General features: G+C 29.8%; 20 protein-coding genes. 12 read left to right on the top strand and 8 right to left on the bottom strand.

Features of this window, described 5'->3' with window-relative positions; translation table 11 throughout:
* Positions 1-10: 10 nt before the first annotated feature.
* A complete protein-coding gene (gene ftsH / locus MHN29_RS11080) occupies positions 11-1,945 on the bottom strand; it encodes an ATP-dependent zinc metalloprotease FtsH (RefSeq protein WP_235275736.1) in 1,935 nt (644 codons plus the stop codon).
* Positions 1,946-1,973: 28 nt separating this feature from the next.
* Positions 1,974-2,342, bottom strand: coding sequence for a ribosome silencing factor (gene rsfS, locus MHN29_RS11075; protein WP_150900710.1), 369 nt, complete (start codon positions 2,340-2,342; stop codon positions 1,974-1,976).
* Positions 2,343-2,428: 86 nt separating this feature from the next.
* Here rsfS and MHN29_RS11070 point away from each other — a divergent pair, with 86 nt between their 5' ends.
* A complete protein-coding gene (locus MHN29_RS11070) occupies positions 2,429-3,160 on the top strand; it encodes a biotin--[acetyl-CoA-carboxylase] ligase (RefSeq protein WP_235275735.1) in 732 nt (243 codons plus the stop codon).
* Position 3,161: 1 nt separating this feature from the next.
* Here the strand turns inward: MHN29_RS11070 and MHN29_RS11065 are convergent, their stop codons facing one another.
* Positions 3,162-3,551, bottom strand: a complete 390-nt coding sequence (locus MHN29_RS11065) for an SRPBCC family protein (RefSeq protein ID WP_235275734.1) — start codon at positions 3,549-3,551, stop codon at positions 3,162-3,164.
* 12 nt (positions 3,552-3,563) lie between these two features.
* On the bottom strand, positions 3,564-4,211 hold the full coding sequence (gene pyrE / locus MHN29_RS11060) for an orotate phosphoribosyltransferase (protein WP_150900713.1): 648 nt from the start codon (positions 4,209-4,211) through the stop codon (positions 3,564-3,566).
* A 7-nt stretch (positions 4,212-4,218) separates the two neighbouring features.
* On the opposite strand from pyrE, the gene MHN29_RS11055 reads away from it, so the two are divergent.
* The 11 genes from MHN29_RS11055 to MHN29_RS11005 all read left to right on the top strand — a co-directional run bounded on the left by MHN29_RS11055 (position 4,219) and on the right by MHN29_RS11005 (position 17,468).
* The gene (locus tag MHN29_RS11055; RefSeq protein WP_235275733.1) at positions 4,219-4,824 is read left to right on the top strand and encodes an NUDIX hydrolase; all 606 of its coding nucleotides are present in this window, start codon (positions 4,219-4,221) and stop codon (positions 4,822-4,824) included.
* A 134-nt stretch (positions 4,825-4,958) separates the two neighbouring features.
* A complete protein-coding gene (gene dnaK / locus MHN29_RS11050) occupies positions 4,959-6,860 on the top strand; it encodes a molecular chaperone DnaK (RefSeq protein WP_235275732.1) in 1,902 nt (633 codons plus the stop codon).
* Between the two features lie 261 nt (positions 6,861-7,121).
* Positions 7,122-10,031 carry a sensor histidine kinase gene (locus MHN29_RS11045; RefSeq protein WP_235275731.1) on the top strand — a complete coding sequence of 970 codons (2,910 nt, stop codon included), beginning with the start codon at positions 7,122-7,124 and terminating at the stop codon, positions 10,029-10,031.
* A 105-nt stretch (positions 10,032-10,136) separates the two neighbouring features.
* Positions 10,137-11,372: a sensor histidine kinase gene (locus tag MHN29_RS11040; protein WP_235275730.1), complete on the top strand. Its 1,236-nt coding sequence runs from the start codon at positions 10,137-10,139 to the stop codon at positions 11,370-11,372.
* 1 nt (position 11,373) lies between these two features.
* Positions 11,374-12,108 carry a LytTR family DNA-binding domain-containing protein gene (locus MHN29_RS11035; RefSeq protein ID WP_235275729.1) on the top strand — a complete coding sequence of 245 codons (735 nt, stop codon included), beginning with the start codon at positions 11,374-11,376 and terminating at the stop codon, positions 12,106-12,108.
* 162 nt (positions 12,109-12,270) lie between these two features.
* Positions 12,271-12,492 (top strand): T9SS type A sorting domain-containing protein, encoded by a 222-nt coding sequence (locus MHN29_RS11030; RefSeq protein WP_235275728.1) that lies wholly within the window; start codon positions 12,271-12,273, stop codon positions 12,490-12,492.
* Positions 12,493-12,719: 227 nt separating this feature from the next.
* Entirely contained in the window at positions 12,720-14,072 is a 1,353-nt protein-coding gene (locus MHN29_RS11025; RefSeq protein ID WP_235275727.1) for a hypothetical protein, read from the top strand.
* Positions 14,073-14,094: 22 nt separating this feature from the next.
* Positions 14,095-15,312, top strand: coding sequence for a hypothetical protein (locus tag MHN29_RS11020; RefSeq protein WP_235275726.1), 1,218 nt, complete (start codon positions 14,095-14,097; stop codon positions 15,310-15,312).
* 71 nt (positions 15,313-15,383) lie between these two features.
* Positions 15,384-15,923, top strand: coding sequence for a hypothetical protein (locus tag MHN29_RS11015; RefSeq protein ID WP_235275725.1), 540 nt, complete (start codon positions 15,384-15,386; stop codon positions 15,921-15,923).
* 74 nt (positions 15,924-15,997) lie between these two features.
* On the top strand, positions 15,998-16,981 hold the full coding sequence (locus MHN29_RS11010; RefSeq protein WP_235275724.1) for a hypothetical protein: 984 nt from the start codon (positions 15,998-16,000) through the stop codon (positions 16,979-16,981).
* 64 nt (positions 16,982-17,045) lie between these two features.
* A complete protein-coding gene (locus MHN29_RS11005) occupies positions 17,046-17,468 on the top strand; it encodes a secondary thiamine-phosphate synthase enzyme YjbQ (protein ID WP_235275723.1) in 423 nt (140 codons plus the stop codon).
* 63 nt (positions 17,469-17,531) lie between these two features.
* Here MHN29_RS11005 and MHN29_RS11000 read toward each other — a convergent pair whose 3' ends face one another.
* Genes MHN29_RS11000 through MHN29_RS10985 form a run of 4 tightly spaced genes read right to left on the bottom strand, consistent with a single transcriptional unit; the run spans position 17,532 to position 20,327 of the window.
* Positions 17,532-18,611, bottom strand: coding sequence for a hypothetical protein (locus MHN29_RS11000; RefSeq protein ID WP_235275722.1), 1,080 nt, complete (start codon positions 18,609-18,611; stop codon positions 17,532-17,534).
* Between the two features lie 10 nt (positions 18,612-18,621).
* Positions 18,622-19,023 (bottom strand): hypothetical protein, encoded by a 402-nt coding sequence (locus tag MHN29_RS10995; RefSeq protein WP_235275721.1) that lies wholly within the window; start codon positions 19,021-19,023, stop codon positions 18,622-18,624.
* A 3-nt stretch (positions 19,024-19,026) separates the two neighbouring features.
* A complete protein-coding gene (locus tag MHN29_RS10990; protein WP_235275720.1) occupies positions 19,027-20,034 on the bottom strand; it encodes a TrkA family potassium uptake protein in 1,008 nt (335 codons plus the stop codon).
* The gene (locus tag MHN29_RS10985; protein WP_235275719.1) at positions 20,031-20,327 is read right to left on the bottom strand and encodes an S-adenosylmethionine decarboxylase family protein; all 297 of its coding nucleotides are present in this window, start codon (positions 20,325-20,327) and stop codon (positions 20,031-20,033) included. The genes MHN29_RS10990 and MHN29_RS10985 overlap by 4 nt, the downstream gene beginning before the upstream one ends.

Genomic DNA, 20,327 nt, shown 5'->3' with positions numbered 1-20,327 from the left:
AATAATAAAACTATTCTTCAGTTAATGTGTCTGTTTTCTCGTTATCTTCTTTTTTTTCAAATGGTCTTTCACCAAATACTTTTACTAAATCAGCTTTAAAGATAACTTCTTTTTCAAGTAATAATTCTGCAAGTAAAGTAAGTTTATCTTTATGTTCTTCTAAAATATCAATAGCTCTTTGATATTGCCCTTCAATTATTTTAGAAATTTCTTCGTCAATTGTTTTGGCTGTATCATCACTATATGGCTTTACAAATGAATCGTTTCCTGATGAATCATAATAAGTGATGTTTCCTACTTTTTCATTTAAACCATAAACGGTAACCATGGCACGAGCTTGTTTTGTGACTTTTTCCAAGTCGCTTAAAGCTCCTGTAGATATTTTATCAAATATTAATTTTTCTGCAGCTCTACCTCCCATAGTAGCACACATTTCATCTAACATTTGTTCTGTTTGAACAATTTTTCTTTCTTCTGGTAAATACCAAGCAGCACCTAATGATTGTCCTCTAGGTACAATAGTTACTTTTACTAATGGAGCTGCGTGTTCAAGCATCCAGCTAACTGTAGCATGACCAGCTTCATGAAAAGCAATAACTTCTTTTTCTTTAGGAGTAATTACTTTGTTTTTCTTTTCTAAACCACCAACAATTCTATCAACAGCATCTAAGAAATCTTGATGTTCAATAGCAGGTTTGTTGTTTCTAGCAGCAATTAAGGCAGCTTCGTTACATAAGTTTGCTATATCCGCACCAGAGAAACCTGGAGTTTGTTGTGCTAAGAATTCTAAATTAGCATTGTCAGCTAATCTTAATGGTTTAATATGTACTTCAAAAATCTCTCTTCGTTCGTGTAAATCTGGTAAATCTACGTATATCTGACGATCAAAACGACCAGCACGCATTAAGGCTTTATCTAATACATCTGCACGGTTAGTAGCTGCTAATACAATAACATTCGTATCAGTACCAAAACCATCCATTTCAGTTAATAACTGGTTTAAAGTGTTTTCACGTTCATCATTACCACCAGTCATACTGTTTTTACCTCTAGCTCTACCAATAGCATCAATCTCATCAATAAATATGATTGAAGGTGATTTTTGTTGTGCTTGTTTAAATAAATCTCTTACACGAGAAGCACCAACACCAACAAACATTTCAACAAAATCAGAACCAGATAAAGAGAAGAAAGGAACTCCAGCTTCTCCAGCTACTGCTTTAGCTAATAATGTTTTTCCTGTACCAGGAGGTCCTACTAATAAAGCACCTTTAGGAATTTTACCTCCTAATTTTGTGTATTTTTCAGGAGTTTTTAAGAAGTCAACAATTTCTTGAACCTCTTCTTTAGCTCCTTCTAAACCAGCAACATTTTTAAAAGTTGTCTTTACCTTTGTGTCTTGATCGAAAAGTTTTGCTTTAGATTTTCCAATATTGAAAATTTGGCCACCACCAGCACCACCGCCAGCTCCACCAGACATTCTTCTCATAAAGAATAACCAGATAGCAATTAGTAGTATAAAAGGTAAAAAACTAATAATGGTGTCAAACATACTTGTTCTTTCGATGTTAGCTTTATCGAAGTCAAGATTGTTTTCTTTTTTAGCCTTGTCGATTTCGTTTTCAAAATTCTGTAAATCACCAAAATTATAACTATATAAAGGTGCTCCTTTTCTGTAAAAAGGAGAATCAGTTAATTTCTTGTGATCCTCTTTTTTCTCAGCTTCAGGCTTTAAGAATATTTGAGCTACGTTATTATTCTCAACAACAATCTTTTCAATATCGTTTGCCTTCAAGATTTTTGTGAACTCATTTTTAGAAATATTTCTAGAGCCTAAATCTCCAGAATTAAAATAGCTTATTCCTAAAAGAATAACTAAGATTGGTATGTACAGCCAAAACGAATTAAAAGTAAATTTTGGCGTATTTTTTTTCTTTTCACTCATAAAATAAGGTGTCTAAATTTGTTAGCAATTAAGCTGGGTTAATTTCAGTGATTTTTGCATCTCCCCAAAGACTTTCAATATCATAGTATTCACGTACTTGTTTTTGAAATATATGTACAACAACATTTACGTAATCCATAAGAACCCATTCAGCATTTCCTTGCCCTTCAACATGCCAAGGTTTATCTTTAAGTTCTTTACTTACTAATTTTTGTATAGAGCCAGAAATGGCGTTAATTTGCGTGTTAGAATTACCAGAACATACTATAAAATAATCGCAAACAGTATTCTCTATTTCTCTTAAATCTAGTAGTTGGATGTCTTCTCCTTTTACCTCATCAATCCCCTTTATAATCACAGCTATTAAATCGTCCGCGCTTGCTTGTTCTTTTGTCATCAAAAAAATTTAAGTTTTAGCAAAGTTATTATTTTTTTGCGAGTAATTTATGTAATATTGATACTTGTTTTACTTGCAAAACTTATATGAAAATAATCAAACTTGATGCCATCGATTCTACCAATTCTTTTTTGAAGGAAATGGCAGAAAATTCTATTGTTGAAGACTTTACTGTTGTAGTAGCAAAAAGTCAAACTTCTGGTAGAGGTCAGATGAATGCTAAATGGGAAGTAATGTCTGGTAAAAACCTGACTTTTAGTGTGTTTTGTAAATTTAGAGACTTACAGATTATTAATCAAAAAAGTTTAAGTTATAGTGTTGCTTTGAGTGTTTTTGAAGTGCTAAATCGTTTAAAATTACCTAAGTTATCTGTAAAATGGCCTAACGACATTATGTCAGGAAATAAAAAAATAGCAGGGGTTTTAATTGAAAATGTTTTAAAAGGGAAACAAATTAGTTCATCAATAATAGGAATTGGAATTAATGTAAATCAGGATAGTTTTCCTATTAATTTACCCAATGCATCATCTTTAAAAAAAATTCTAAATAAAGAGTTTGATTTAGACTTATTATTAAATGAAGTGATTTTAAGTCTTGAAAAAAAAATAGAAATTCTAAAGAGAAAAGAATATTCATTTTTAGAAAAAGAATATTTAAAGGTTTTGTATAAAAAAAATGTTCCGTCTATGTTTAAAGACAAACAGAACATTTTGTTTATGGGTAAAATAATTGGAGTTTCAAGTATTGGAAAACTCCAAATAGAATTAGAAGATGAAACTGTTAAGGAATTTGACCTTAAGGAAGTTTCATTTGCTTAATTTATATTTTTGAAATATTATCTGTTAATGTTTCAATAAATTTAGTTAATGGCTTTTTTACCATCATTGCCATCATAGGATTAAAATCTCCATTGAATTTTAATACAACTTCACATTCGTTTTCAGAAACTTCACTAATATCTGAAGATAAAGTAAATGGTAATTTACTACTAGCAGCTCCTAAAGTAATGTTTGAGTACTCAGTTTTCTCTTTCATCACTAATCTTATTTCTGGCATTCCTTTTAAACCAAAAATAAAACTGTCACCATCAACTTCAAATTTTTGAGTGTTTTCTGGCATTAATTGTTCAAAGTTTTCAAGTTTAGAAAAAAAATCAAAAATATCTTTTGCCGATTTTTTTACTGTTACTTTATTTCCTTCAATATTCATGTGTTTATTTTTTTATGATTCTTGTTTCCATTCACTAGGACCAACTCTCCAATCTTCTAAAAGTCTTAATTCTTCGCTGGTAATATATTTACTATCTAACGCTTGCTCTAGTAAATATTCATAATTACTTAAAGTAGTAAGTTCAACATTTGCAGCTTCGAAGTTTTCAGTAGCTACAGCAAAACCGTAAGAAAAGATAGCAATCATTCCTTTAACGTTTGCATGAGCTTCTTTTAAAGCTTTAACAGCATTTAAACTACTTTTACCAGTGCTAATTAAATCTTCAATTACAACAACATTTTGACCACTTTCTAAATGTCCTTCAATTTGATTTTTTCTACCGTGTTTTTTTGGTTCAGGGCGAACATAAATAAAAGGAACACCTAATTCCTGAGCCACTAATATACCAATAGCAATAGCTCCAGTAGCTACTCCTGCAATTACATCAGGTTTACCATGTTTTTCCTCAACTAGCTTTGCTATTTTTTCTTTTAAGAAATTTCTAACTGGTGGGTAAGATAAAGTAACTCTATTGTCACAGTAAATTGGTGATTTCCAGCCTGAAGCCCAAGTAAAAGGCTCGTTAGGGCTTAATTTTATTGCTTTTATCTGCAAAAGAAGTTCAGCTGTTTTTTTTGCCGTATCTTTGTTAAAATCCATAACGCAAATGTATAAAGTTTTTGTTAATGATAAGCCAATAATTTTTACAACTTCAATAAAAAATGAAGAAAATTATCCTGCTTTTATATACAAAAACACAACTTTAGATGAAGTTATTTATAAGTTGAAGTTGGGTAAGTTACAAGGTGTTTATTTATTTTCAACAAACTTGCCTAAAGATTGGGAAGACTTTAGAATGAAGTTTAAAGTGATGATTGCTGCAGGTGGTTTGGTTTTAAACGATAATGAAGAAGTCTTATTTATTTATAGGGGGAATAAATGGGATTTACCTAAAGGACGTATTGAGAAAGGCGAAGGCATAGAAGAAACTGCAATTAGAGAGGTTGAAGAAGAATGTGGGGTTTCAAACTTAGAAATTATAAGGAAGTTAACAAATACCTATCACTTATTCCTTCAAAAAGGAGAGCATCGATTAAAAGAAACACACTGGTATTTGATGCATTCCACACATCAAGGGGTATTGACACCTCAAATAGAAGAAGGGATAACCAAAGTTGTTTTTAAAAATTCAGAAGAAACAATTGTTGCACTACAAAATACTTATTGTAATATTAAATTGGTATACAGTCACTATAAAGAAATGATTGATTAGTGACACTATGTCATTTATTGTACATGTTTTTAAAACTTTTTCTGCCAAAACAAAAGCAAAAAGTTATTGGCATACACTTTGACTATAACTACTCGTAAAATTGAATTAAAATTTAAAAAAGATAAATAACAATTATGAGTAAAATTATAGGTATAGATTTAGGTACTACCAACTCATGTGTTTCTGTAATGGAAGGAAATGAGCCAGTAGTAATTCCTAACGCTGAAGGAAGAAGAACTACGCCATCTATTGTGGCTTTTGTTGAAGGAGGAGAAAGAAAAGTAGGAGATCCAGCAAAGAGACAAGCTGTTACGAATCCAACAAAAACTGTTTATTCTATCAAGCGTTTTATGGGGAATAAATTTTCTGAGTCTGAAAAAGAAGCAGGAAGAGTTCCTTATAAAGTTGTAAAAGGAGATAATGATACACCACGTGTAGATATCGATGGTCGTTTATATACACCACAAGAAATTTCTGCAATGGTATTACAGAAAATGAAAAAAACTGCTGAAGACTACTTAGGTCAGGATGTAGCAGAAGCTGTAATTACTGTTCCAGCATATTTTAATGATGCACAAAGACAAGCTACTAAAGAAGCTGGTGAGATCGCAGGATTAAAAGTTCGCCGTATCATAAACGAGCCAACTGCAGCAGCATTAGCTTATGGATTAGATAAAGCAAACGATGATAAGAAAATTGTAGTATTTGATTTTGGTGGAGGTACACATGATGTTTCTATCTTAGAATTAGGAGATGGAGTATTTGAAGTATTAGCTACTGATGGAGATACTCACTTAGGAGGAGATGATGTTGATGAGAAAATAATCAACTGGTTAGCTGATGAGTTCATGGCAGAAGAAAATATGGACTTACGTAAAGACCCAATGGCTTTACAACGTTTAAAAGAAGCTGCAGAAAAAGCTAAGATTGAATTATCTAGTACAACTTCTACTGAAATAAACTTACCATATATTACTGCTACTGCTTCTGGACCAAAACACTTAGTTAGAACAATGACTAGAGCTAAGTTTGAAGCTTTAATTGATGATTTAGTAAAGAGAACTATTGAGCCATGTCAAGCAGCGTTAAGAAATGCTGATTTAAGTACTTCTGATATTGATGAAGTAATTTTAGTAGGAGGTTCAACTCGTATTCCTGCAATTCAAGAAGCAGTTGAGAAGTTCTTTGGAAAAGCACCTAGTAAAGGAGTTAATCCAGACGAGGTTGTTTCTTTAGGAGCAGCAATTCAAGGTGGAGTTTTAACTGGTGATGTAAAAGATGTATTATTATTAGATGTTACACCTTTATCATTAGGAATTGAAACTATGGGGAATGTATTTACTAAGTTAATCGAAGCAAATACTACTATTCCAACTAAGAAATCTCAAGTATTCTCTACAGCAGTAGATAACCAACCATCGGTAGATATTCACGTATTACAAGGTGAAAGAGCGATGGCAGCAGATAACAAAACAATTGGTCGTTTCCAATTAACAGATATTCCACCAGCTCAAAGAGGAGTTCCTCAAATTGAAGTAACTTTCGATATTGATGCAAACGGAATCATTAATGTGTCTGCAGCAGATAAAGCAACAGGGAAGTCTCAAGATATTCGTATTGAAGCTTCTTCTGGATTATCTGATGAAGAAATCGAGAAAATGAAAGCAGAAGCTGAAGCAAATGCAGATGCAGATGCAAAAGCTAAAGAAACAGCTGAGAAAATTAATGGAGCAGATTCTATGATTTTCCAAACTGAGAAGCAATTAAAAGAATTTGGAGATAAATTATCAGATGATAAAAAAGGTCCAATTGAAGCTGCTTTAACAGAATTAAAAGCTGCTCACGAATCTAAAGACCTTGCACAAATTGATGCTGCAATGGAAAAGATTAATGAAGCTTGGAAAGTTGCCTCTGAAGAAATGTATGCTGCACAGCAACAAGCTGGAGGAAATGCAGGAGCTCAGCAAGGTCAACCTGAAGGAAATAATGCTCAGGGAGATAATGTTGAAGACGTAGATTTCGAAGAAGTGAAGTAAGATTTAACTTACATACATATTATTTAAAAGAGATTGTTCTATTTAGAACAGTCTCTTTTTGTTTTTAAGGAAGTTTAAAACTTCCATTCGGAAACAATATGTTGTCGTTCGGAAAGAATATCGTTTATTCTGTAGAAAAAAATATTGATTAGCGATTTGTTTAAATACAATTGTAATCCCCTTAAAACAATTATGTTAATTAGAAATTAAAATATTTTATTTTTAAGTTTAAACTATTACTTAAAAATGTAGCTTTGAATTATGGTAAAAAAAAATACGCTATTTCTTTATTTAATCTTGTTGTTTTCTAGTGGGGTATTGTTCTCACAACATCCCGTTTTTGAGCATTTAACGGAAAAAGACGGATTGCCAGATATTGAATTTTATGATGTCTTAGAAGATGAAAAAGGTTATATCTGGTTGGCAGCTGATAAAGGGCTTTTTAGGTATGATGGAAAAGAGTTTAAAAACTATTCACATCCTAAAAAAAGAGCATTGTCTGTTTTTGGTTTAAAATTAGATAGTCAAGGAAGGGTTTGGTGTAATAATATTACGGGGCAATTTTTTTATGTAGAAAATGATGAGCTAAAGCTTTTTATTGATATAGAAGAGCAAGCTAATGGTCAATTAGCAGAGTTCCGATTTTTTAAAGAGTATTTAATTATTTCTAATTTCTGGTACGTTTTAAATGTAAACTTAAAAACTAAAGAGACTGCATTGATAAATAATAACAACTCTATAGCTTCTGTTTTTAAGAAGAGAGATACTTTATTTTACTTGAGTGATACCAAAATGAACTATTCAACAGATGGAAAAACATTTAAGAGAATTCAAAGTTTAAAAAATACGATTAAATATTCTGGTGTAAACTGGAGGAGCTTTAAGTTTCAAAATAAACAGTTTCATTATAGTTATGATTTTAATGGAGATGTAGTTAAAAATCAAAAAGGAATGTTGGTTGTAGAGGAGAATAATGAATTGATTAAAGTAAAACTACCAGAAGATTTAAAAAAGCATTTTACAATTAGGATTTTTATTAGAAATGATGAATTGTGGTTTTGTACAGAAAAAGGAGTTTATGTATGTGAATATGAAAATAGAGAGATAAAACATGTAAAAACTTATTTTAAGGATAAACAAATAACTCAAGTAATTAAAGATTCTAATAACAATTATTGGTGTTCTACTTTGAGAGATGGGATATTCATAATACCTAATATTTATTTAAATAAATATAAAAGTAAAGATGTAAATCAGAATATAAGCGCGATGAGTAAGGTTGGAAAAGACAAAGTATTGTTTGGATCAACTAATGGGTACTTAACGCTTTTAAATGTGGTAACGGGTGAGAAAAGGGATGTAGATGTAGGGTCTAAAGAAAAAGTATTTTCAATTATTGGATTGGATAAGGATAAAGCTTTAATAAGTTTTGCATCAAATTCAGCAATATTAAATGTGAATACGTTAAAGTATCAGAAGCTTAAATCGTATGGGAATGCTAAAGATTTTTCATTGTATAAAGATGGGAAAATAATATTTGCAGCATTTGCATATGCTTCTATTAATCATGTAAAGGATAATGAAGAACGAGTTAGAATAGGGGTGAAAAGATCTTATTCAGCACACTATAGTAAACGAAGTAAGAAAATATATGTAGGATACGTAAATGGTGTAAAAGTGTATGATGAAAAATTAAATCCTACTCCAGTTTTATATAAAAATAAACCAATTTTTGCACTCGATATAGAGGAAACAGCTGATGGAACTATATGGATGTCTACTTTTAAAGATGGATTGATAGGGGTTAAAAATGGAAAGGCATATGTAAATTATACAAAAGAAAATGGATTGATATCTAATTTGACAAGTGTAATTAAAGCAAATGAAAATTCACTTTGGATTTCTACCAATAGAGGAATTCAGGTATTAGATGTGAAGAGTGGAACGTTTAAAAATTTAACAAAGAGAGACGGGGTTAACTCTTATAATATATCAGATATAGTTGTGTTTGATAAATCTGTGTTTTTTAGTTCGAATAAAGGGGTGTTTGAAGTAGATAAAGACAAGGTTTTTAAAGAGATGGAGGTGCAAGATTTTTACTTTTCAGATGTTTTGGTAAATGACGAACATCTTAAAATAAAAGATACCTACAGCTTAAAACATAATGAAAATAAAATACAATTTAAATTTCATGCAAATGGTTTTTTGACTGAGGAAAGTTTGCAGTATAAATATCGCTTAATAAAAAATAAGAAGAATGATAAATGGGATGTTTTATATAAAGGAGTAGATCAGATTACATTTAATGATTTGTCAGCAGGAAAGTATAGGTTTGAATTAAAAACGGTTGATTTCAACGGTGATAAAGAAAGTAATATTAAAAAGATTGATATTGAGATCCAGTTACCATTTTATAAAGAATGGTGGTTTATATTAAGTATAATTACATCTTTGTTTTTAGTAATTTGGTATAGATTTAATGCTCGATTAAAAGCATTAAAAAGAAAGCAAGAGGCAATACTAGAAAGAGAAAGAATACAGAAACAATTAGTGTCATCTAAGTTAGAGAGTTTGCAATCTCAAATGAACCCTCATTTTACCTTCAATGCTTTAAATTCAATTCAAAACTTAGTTTTAAGGGGAGATAAATATAAAGCCTATGATTATTTAACAAAATTCTCTCTACTAATAAGAGAAAACTTAAATATGAGTAAGAAGAGTTTTGTTCATTTTGATGAGGAATTACAATTATTAAAAAAATACTTGGAATTAGAAAAGTTACGTTTTAGAGAAGAGTTTTCATATGAAATAATAGGAAATGAAAATGTAGGTGATATAAAAATACCAACTATGATTATTCAACCTTATATAGAAAACGCATTGAAACATGGACTTTTGCATAAAAAAGGAAATGATAAGAAGGTGCTTATAGAATTTAAGCAAGAAGATGCTTTAATATGTATAATAACAGATAATGGTATAGGGATAAAAGCAGCTAAAGAGCTGAAAATTCAAAATAAAGTTACTAGAGAATCATTTTCAACCAAGGCAATAGATGACAAATTGGCTTTCTTAAAAGAATACTACAAGATAGATATCGGTGTGTGTTTTGAAGATGTAGAAGAGGGTACTAGGGTTGTGGTGAGACTTCCCTATACAATCGGATTATAATTTTATTAGGAAGTTAATTTTTGAGTTTAGGAAGAAGTTTTTAATAAAAACAAACTAAAAAAATAAATTTAACTAAGCCTTAAAAAGGCGGGGGACAAAAACAAAATGAAATCTTTTATACATAAAATATTTGATATAGGTATATTACCATCTAATGATGCAAAAGAAAATAAAAAGGTAAAATTGTTAAATATCTTTTGTTTTACATGGTCAATATTGATAGTGGTTATAACTATTTTCGATATTATTTTTGAAAGAGAGTTAGAGGGAAGTTTGATAATGCATGGAATTTCTTATGTCCTCATATTTATTATTTTTCTTTTTCAGTATAAGCACTTTTACATATTGGCAAGAGTACTTTTTATATGTTCTATAATAGGAATTACTTTTGTTTTTGCAAATTATACCACGCCATTAAGTTTAATAGAAAACTTTTATTTCATTTATCCATTGATAGGTTTGATTTTAATAGAAAAAAAATGGATTAATATAAGTATTCTTGTGCTTTGCTTCATATTGTATTTTGTTCCAAATTTAATTTACAAGCATTATCCCGATAATACAATTTTACCAGTATTAGTATTTTCTGTATTTGTTGCAGCTTACGTAATTTTAAATTATTCAGATAATTTAAATAAAAAGCACGAAAAAGAATTATTGTTAAGTAAAGAGAAATTAGAGCAAGCTTATTTAGAGTTGGAAGAACGAAAGAGAAGTGAATTGGCAAGTCTTCAATTGAAAGCACTCAAATCTCAAATGAATCCACATTTTTTATTCAATACTATTAATTCAATACAGAGCTTAATATTAGCAGGAAATAAAGAGGAAGCTTATAAGTATTTAACAAAATTCTCTTTGTTAATGAGAGAGAGTATAAAAACAAGTGAAAAAAGTTTTGTAGATTTTAGTGTAGAATTATCAATGTTAAAAAAGTATTTAGAGTTAGAGAAGTTACGTTTTAAACAAGATTTTGAATACGAAATAAGAGGAGAGAAAAATATAGAAGAAATAAAAATACCATCAGCTGTAATACAGCCATTTGTGGAAAATGCAATTCGTTATGGTTTGCTTCATAAAATCGAAGGAGAGAAGAAAATAGAAATCGAGTTTTATCAAGAAGAAGTATTTATATGTTCGGTGATTGATAATGGAATTGGAATTGAGGCATCTAAGCAAATAAATACGTTAAACAGAAAGCTAGAATCGAAAGATTCTTCAATAAAAGCTATTGAAAATAGATTAAAGTTGCTTAAAGAGTTTTATAAAACAGATATAGGAGTTGTTTATGAAAAAGTAGAAAAAGGAACAAAAGTAGTTGTAAAAATACCTTATGTAAATTAAGATGGCAAAGATACAAGCGGTAATAGTTGATGATGAGTTAAATGCAAGAGAGAATTTAAAATATTTATTAAATGCTTTTTGCAAAGAGATTGAAGTGGTTTCGGAAGCTTCTAATGTAGATGAGGCGGTTGAAGAAATTAAAAAAACAAAACCACAATTGGTTTTTTTAGATATAGAAATGCCAAGAAAAAATGGATTTCAACTTTTAGAAGAGTTTGAAAGTGTCGATTTTCAAATTGTTTTTATTACAGCTTATGATATGTATGCAATCAAAGCATTTGAGGTTGCGGCAATAGATTATTTGTTAAAACCAATTGATATAGAAAGATTAAAAGAGGCGGTAAAAAAGGTAATAAAGAACCTAGGAAGTTCCAATTCTAATCTAGAGGTTTTAAAGAGTAATAAAAAAGAACTTCAAAGGATAGCTATTCCTTATAAAACAGACTATGCTATTGTAAATCTAAGTGATATCTTATGTATAGAGGCAGATAGAATGTACTCTATAATTTACACGAATAGCGATAAAAAGTATGTGGTGGCCAAAAAGCTAAGTTATTATCAAAAATTATTATGTACAGATAATGATTTTGCTCGAGTGCATAGATCGTGGATTATCAATGTTAATCAAATAGAAACATATTCTAAAAAAGAGAAAGAAGTAAAGCTAAAAACAGATTTAAAAATACCAATTAGCAAGAGTTATAAAGAACATTTTGAAGAGCTTTTCTGTTCTTAGTAGTTGTAAAAATATAATAAGAAACCATCTATAATAAAATAGGTGGTTTTTCTTTTGGAAGTTAAAAAAGGTGGTTGGGAAATGATAAAGAGAAAGTAAGTTAAATATCACGTTAATTTATATACATGTAAATTGTTAATATGAATAGATAAAATTGTTTTTATGTTGAATAAAAAAACTTTAAGAATAACAGGGATCCCAAAAGGAGAAACAAAAGTGTTTGTTTTTGATTCTTTAGGAAAAGAAATTATAAAGGCGAGAACTAAATTTAAAGGAAAAGGATTTAATACAATTAAATTACCAGTTTTAGAAAGAGGAGAGTATATAGTTCGATTGAAAACTGAGGATGGTGCATTTATTAAAAGAAGTATAGTTCTAGAATAAGGTTTAAAAAAAAGAGAATTTAAGTTTGATAAAACTTTTTACCTTAAGAGTAAAGTGGTTTTTATGTTGTAAGGTCTTCACAATTAGTTATGTGGAGACCTTTTTTTGTTTGTGAGTATTTCTTTTCGGAAAAGAAAATTATTCGTTCGGAAGTAATTTATGACTAAATATTGAAAACTGAATTTTATTTGTCTTAAAAATAATCTAAGACAAAAATGGGGTTTAAAATGAGGAAAAATATTTCAATAATATTTATGCTTTTGGCAGTTCTATGTCAGTCGCAAGAAAATCAAAATAAAATATTAGAAGCATTTCAGTCAGGTAAGTATACTGTTTTTAAAGTTGAAAAAGTTTCGTACAAAAAATACAAAATGGTCAAAGTAAAAAAGCAATGGCCAATAACATTTACAAAAGAAGGAAACAATGTTTCAAATGTTTTAGTAAAGAGGGCTGGGATTTTGGATGAGAATTTCAAACCAGATGTACCAGGACATCCGGCGTATTTTAGTTTTTCTACCTACCGATTAACGTTTGTAAATGGAATCGGGGTGTATTATAGTTGGAATGGGAAAGAAGAAGCAACTACAAAGTATGTATTTACAAAAGGAGGTAGCCTTTCGAAAAAATATAATGAACTAAATAAATTAGTAGAAGAATATTCGAAATCTGTATTTAAAAACCAAACTACAGCTAGAGCTGAAGTAAAAGAACAAAAAGCTGCATTAGTAGAAGTAGAAAGAAAGAAAAACTCATTAGAAGCAAAGGAGGTTAAAAGTATAGAAATTAAGTTGGTAAACACACCAAAAAAAGTAGCACATTTTTCAGAAGCTATAAAGTATGGGGTAATTGCAATACTTAAAGATGGAAGTAAATTATCAACAAAAAATTTAGGTGGGAAAATTCCTTGGAGTGATTTCAAATTAACACACAAAGGATGTAGCAATACTATTGATGAAGTAAGGGTAGATGAAGATGCAAAATCATTAAAGAATGATAGAGTAACATTGGAAATAACTTCTAAATATCATCCGCAACTAAAAGCAAAAAAACATATAAATACAACTAATAATGTTTCTATTCAGGTTAATCAACAGGGATTTTGGGGGCACGAACGTCATAAATATGTAACTGTTTTTCAAGGTAAAGATGGGCAGCATGCAGGAAGAGGTGATAATCTTACCATAAAAGTAAAAACAGTAAATCATAAACAAACTGGGGTTAAACTGAATAAAATAGACATTTACAATACTACCAAAAATAAGCACGTAGCTAGATATAAGCTGACTACAGACACAAAGTTAATTATCAATAACCAAGGGGGAAGAGGAATGAATGGAGATGAAGGTCGTAAAAGTTCACCAAACGGAGGAAATGGTGGTTATGGAGGAGCAGGAGGAAATATCTTATTAATAAAAGATCCATCTGTAACAAAACTAAATATCGAGCTTAATAACCAAGGGGGAGACGGTGGAAATGGAGGAGCTCCTAAGTATTCACATTCAAGCAGAGGAAGGAATGGTAAAAGAGGGGATAATGGAAGAATAACAAAACAAGTAAAATCAATAAAACTAAATTTTTAACTAAACTAAAAATTAAATTAAAATGAGAAAACAAGTAATACTAACATGCGCGTTGAGTGCTATGATGTTTCTAGGAGGGGTAAATGAAACAAATGCACAATTTAAAGGCTTAATAAAAAAGGTAACCTCTAAAAAGAAATCTAAAAGAGGATCGAAATCATCAGGAGCCTCATCTGGAACATTTGGATATTTAAATAGTGTAAATGATGAGCTTGGAATGAGTGGGGAATATCATGGTTTAAAAGATAAAAAAGCTTTCGGATTTAAATTTGTTAAAGAAGATCAAGGAAAGGTTGTGAACCAGTTGCATTATTGGGAGAAAAAACAAGAGAATCCACAGTTAAAAATGAACTTTAAAGAAAGTTATTTTAGAAAAAAACAAGTAAAAATGTTTTTTGTGTGGATGTCATCATCAGCAAAATCATATATAGAGGTTTTTGAAGTTGCTCCAGGGGTAATTGCACAAACACAACAAACTGATAGAAGTATAAATAGCTACGATGAATCAGTACCATTAGATTCAAAAAGAACGGTAATTGAGGTAATGGCAAAGAATAAAGCAGATTTAGATACTTGGGATATTGAAACTGCACAAGCAAAAGTAGATATGATTATAAGTGATTTAAATTCACTTAAAATGGCTAAGACGAAAAAGAAATTAATGCGTTTTGATTCATATAAAAATTATCATGGGAAAGTTGCTTTTGCTAAAGGAACTAACTATTTAAGAAGTTCAAGATCGAATCAGCCAGTAGAAAAAGTAGCTAATTTTATAACGAAACAAGAGTTAGGTTCAACAGTGGCATTTAAGCCTTATTTTGATCAGCCTTTATCAGTTTCTCATCCAGGTTCTTGGTTTAATATTACCTATGAAATGGCAGGTAAAAAAACAGGAAGAGAAGAATTGAGAAAAACTAGTACAAAGTTTGCTAAAAATATTCCACAGTTAGATAAGTATAAAAACGATTTCTATTTCTTTTATCCAAAAGTAACAGTAAATCGCTCAAATAATGTTGCTGATTATGCATTCTTAGAGTTGTTAAGGCAAACTCAAGATGATTTAAAAGAAGGGCAAACTTATGATTTAAAAGTTACTGTTTGGGCATATAAAGATGGACAAAATATAGATCCAGTGGCAACGGGAACTATTCAGTTAGAGTATACAGCAAATACAGAAAAACTATTACTGGATCCAGTTAAGGGGTGGATTACAGTTTTAGAGGATTATTTAGATGAATAAAATCCTATTTTTTGATTATTTTAAACCGAATTGTTTATTGCAATTCGGTTTTCTTAATTCTGAATTAACGAATGTATAAGAAAATAATTATAGCAGTATTCTCCTTAATGGTTTTCAGTATAACTGCGCAGAATAAAAAAACAGAACCAAATTATTCATTTATCAAACTGGTAATAACAAATAGTTCCAATGAAGTGTTGCTAGTGAAGTGGAGAAATGATTGGGAAATACAAGGGAGAAAATTTGCTGGAGATTTTGCTATGAAAGAGTTTGTGAAAAGTATGGCAAAAAGTATTGGGGTAGTGGTGAAGGATATCAGGTTAAGAGGTTTGTTTACTTTTCATTTTGAAGGGTATCATAAACCAACATTGATGCACTATTACCAAGCAAATTATGTTTCAGGAACTATAAAGCCTCCACCATCTTGTAGCGATGTGGCTTGGGTACCTATAGATCAATCTTTAGAAAAAATGACCTATAAAGATATGAAGGCAATTATGAAAAGAATATTTAAAGATAAAAGTGTTTGGGGAGGAGCTCTAGTAATAAGGGAAAAAAGCAAGGATAATCCTAGAGATTTTAAATTAAGAACTAACTTTTATAGATTTTGATTAAGTTGTTTGTTTTAAAAGTCATTGATATTACATCAATGACTTTTTTTATTTTTGCAGAAAAAATAATTTATATGAAAAAAATAAGTATTTTCTTACTAGCTCTTTTGTTAGTAAATTGTAGTGGTAATAATGAAGATTTATCTCCATCTGGTGGTGATAAATTATATGTTTTTCAAAAGAATACTGATGTAAAAACTCCTGAGAATTATACTAATTTATATGAAGCTGATGTAAATACAGGAGAACTAGTTAGAAAGATTGGAGGTTATGAAAAACTCCAGGGGAGAATAGATTATGATTTATCGTATTTAAAAAATAAGCAAGAATTTTTAACAAGACAAAGTGTATATCAAAGTGGTAGAGGAGAAGAGTTGGTAAAAATGGGGCAAAACACTAAAAAAAGAACTACTATTAGTTTAAATAATAGTGTAGAGGATTTAACATCTTTAGATGATAGATTATTTGGTTTTGTTTTAAACTCAGATTCGGCAGATTTAGTTGAAGTTGATATTAATGGAAATGTATTGTCTATTATTGAACGTTTTAATGATTTGCCTAATGGTCCAAATGGAAATGAAAAAGGGTTGGAAGGATTAACTTTTAGTCGAGATAAAAAACTTTTAATTGTACATAAAAGAGAGACCTTTTATTTAGGGGATCCTAATAAAATGTTTGTATATAATATAGTAACAAAAGAGAAAAAAACGATTACGATAGGAGATTATGATTCTGTCATATGTGGAAATAATGGAAGGATGTTTGGATTAAAAACTATCTACGATACAATTAAAAAAGTTTATTATAGTAAGCTAATAGAGTTTGATATTAATACAGGTAAGGAGTTGAAAGATGTGTATACTTTTGATGAAAGCTTAGGTAATTCTGATTCAAAAGAATTGATTTTTTTATTACAATCAAATCAAGTTGTTCTTAAGCGTTTTGGGTTAGGTTGTGGTATGGTTAATGTAGATTCAGGAGAAATGAAATCGATAACAATTAACTATGACTATAGAGATATAACAGGTTTAAATGCTATGAGAATTATAAGTTATTAAAACTATACTAAAAGTAATAATAAAGTCGTCTTAATTGTAAGACGGCTTTTTTTATTTTTACAAAATGAAGTTTTATCAAAAAGAAATCCAATTACCAGAATTTAGAAGAGGATATCATATTATTACTGATATTTTAGAAAGTGCTATTCCAGAAATACAAACTATTATGAGAGGGCAATTTCAAGCTTTTATAAAGCATACTTCTGCAAGTTTAACAATTAACGAAAATGCAGATCCTACTGTTAGAGAAGATTTCGAGTCGCATATTAATAAAATGATTCCGGAAAATATGCCTTATTATAAACACGATTATGAGGGAGCAGATGATATGCCTGCGCATATTAAGAGTTCTATGCTAGGTTGTCAGGTACAAATACCAATAACTAACGGAAGATTAAACCTAGGAACTTGGCAAGGAATTTATTTAGGTGAACATCGTAATTATGGAGGTAGGAGAAAAATTGTAATTACTGTTTTTGGGAATTAATATTAGAAGAAAAAAATTCAAAAAAGAAACCACTGTTTATTTGTAAACAGTGGTTTCTTTTTATTAATCTCCTCCACAAGAGGAACAACTAGAGCAGCTTGAGCATGATGAACAACTTGAGCATGAGCTAGAATCAGTGTCGAACCAGCTAGAGTCTGAATCGCTTCCCCATGAGCTTGAATCAAACCAACTAGTAGATTCTGTAACCTCAGGTTCATTAATACTTAAAGGATCTTCATCAAAAGTGCTAGAGTTTAAGGTTTCGCTATTAGATTCGCTATCAAAAATATCATTTGAAGTTTCTACTTCTTTAGCATACCCTAAATCTTCACCTTTGTCATTTTCATAATAAGAATTTTGGATGGTAATATTGTTATTATGATGCATAATGTCAGACCAAATTAAACTATAAAAAAGAAAGTCGTCAAAGCCGTGATATCCACCATATATTCCTCCTCCTTGAGTATTAGGTTGAATATCTTTTTTATTATTTATTTTTTGTTTTGGTAAAATAAATTTGTTCTTAGTATAGGTCTGTATATCATCAGTTTCAATTTGTTTTTTTAAGGATAGTTTTATTCTGTTTAAAAAATAGTCAAACCATTTATTTTTATCGTTTTTAAACTTGTCAAAACTTTCTTGATTACTAACAGTTTTGCTTATTTTATTATTGATGTCTCCTGAGCTAAATTCTTTAAATAATCCAGAAACTTTTATGACAATTGGATAAACACCTATTTTATGATCTCTATTGATTTCGGTTTCTATTAAATATTTGAAATCATTGTCTTCGTGTTCCAAAACAAGTTTTAATTGTTTGAAATGAATAGACATAGCGTCGTTTACTTCAATTTCATACTTGTCTAGAGCGTATTTTAAATCATTTTCTTTTCCGTCTTGATCATGATAAAAATTGATGTCATCATGAGCAATTTTAATAATATTAGTAATATTTAAACTTCTAAAAGTAGCGTTTAGTTGCTGTAAAATAGCAACAGCCGTAAAAGTTTCACGTTCTTCTTTGTCGGAAACAATACCTAAAGTTAAGTGATGAAAAAACTTTTTAAAAGCTTTAGTTGGTTTTACTTTTTTAATCTCTGTAAGTTGAGATGGGTCAATGGTAATAATACCTTCTAAATACATAAGTTGGGTTTTAATTGTGGCAAGCTCCGCAATTGCTAGCTTCCCATTCTTTTATAGCATACGAACCCCAAATGGATTCTGGTGGTTTGTTATAGTGTTTTATATAAAGTTCTATTGTTTTTTGAAATGTTTTTGGTTCGCTATTTTCACTAGGAGTGTGGTGTATAAACCTTGAATAGTGAGTTAAACAAAATTCATTATAGTATCGGGTAAATAAAATAAATTCATGCCAAGCTAAATCAACTAATACAGATGGACTTAGTTTTTCATCAGTAATATGAATTAGGTTTAGAAACTTTACCATTTCTATTAATAGTTCATCACTATCAACTTGGTTTTTGAAACTTATTTCAGCTATTTTTTTCTTTAATAAAGGAATGTTTGATAAAATATCGTTTAATTGAAGCTTCATAAACTAGTTTAAATAGAGTTTGTTTTCTCCGTTAGCAATATAAACCAAGACATCATTCTCTTTAAGTATTAGATTGTTTTCTGGGTTTTTAATCAGCTGTTCATCTCTACTTAGAGCAACTAAAGTAATTCCTGATTTTTCTTTTAAATCAATATAAGTATCTAAAAAACGTGTGTTTGTATAGTTGTGATTTGCTGTTAGTTTAGTTTCGCAAATATCTAAATTACTCTTGTCGTTTGAGGTAGATATTAAATCTTCGGTAAGTAATGCAACATTAGGTTCGAATATATAGCTTGCTATAAACTTAGAAACTATTTCTTTTTTAGGAATAATAAATTGTACTCCTAAATAGTTAAAAGACGATTTTAATTCTATGTTTTCTATAGCAACAACACAATTCACTTTTTCAAATCGCTTTTTTAAGCTAATGGTATAAACTAAGGAATCTGTGTCGTTTTCAAAACTAATGTAAACTCTTCTTGAATTTGTAATGTTTATTTTTTCTAAAGCCTTAAAATCGTTTAAATCAGCTAATAAAACAAAACAGTTTTTATCTGAGTAAATTTGTTTAATTGTTTTTAAGTCTGATTCTTGATTGACAACTATGGCTAAATCTTCTCCAGCATTTATTATTTGTTCGGCAACTTGTTTTGAAAAAGTATTCCAGCCAATAATTATACAGTGGTTGTTCATATCTGTTCCAAAGTATCCCATTTCTCTTTTTTTTAAGTATTCTGATATTTTTAAGCTTAATTCTGTAACGATGTATCCTAGCATACCAAGGCTTCCCAATACGAAAAGTATTCCAATTAATCTTCCCCAAAAAGTAATAGGGTAGAAGTCACCATAACCAACAGTTGTTAGGGTTACTAAAGAATACCAATAAGCATCGGCAAGGTTATGAATGTTAGTGTTTTCAAAGTTTGATTCAAAATAATACAAACCATATACTAGTAGGTTGTATATGGCTGCAATTATAACGAAGAGTATTAGTTTTTGTTTAGTACTCATGCGTTCATTAAAACTTTAAAAGTGTTTAATTTTTCCTGATTACAACTACTTAGTTCAATGTAAGTTTTTTTGCTTTCAGGAAATGTATGAATCGCTAAATGGCTTTCTCCGAGTAACCAAAAGCAAGTATACCCTTGTTGTTCAAAATAATGTTCGTTAAAAGCTAAAATGGTAAACTCACTTTGTTGTAGCAATTTTTCAAATTTGGTTTTTAAAATCTCAGGACTGGTTTCTATAATCCACTCCTGAAGATTGTATATTTTGGCTTGTATATGTTTGTAGCTAGTGTTCAT

Origin of the sequence: Tenacibaculum sp. Cn5-46, assembly GCF_022347705.1 — a bacterium.
Lineage (GTDB): Bacteria > Bacteroidota > Bacteroidia > Flavobacteriales > Flavobacteriaceae > Polaribacter > Polaribacter aiptasiae.
Note: the sequence above shows the minus strand (reverse complement) of the source record. Positions and strands in the feature narration are given on the sequence as shown.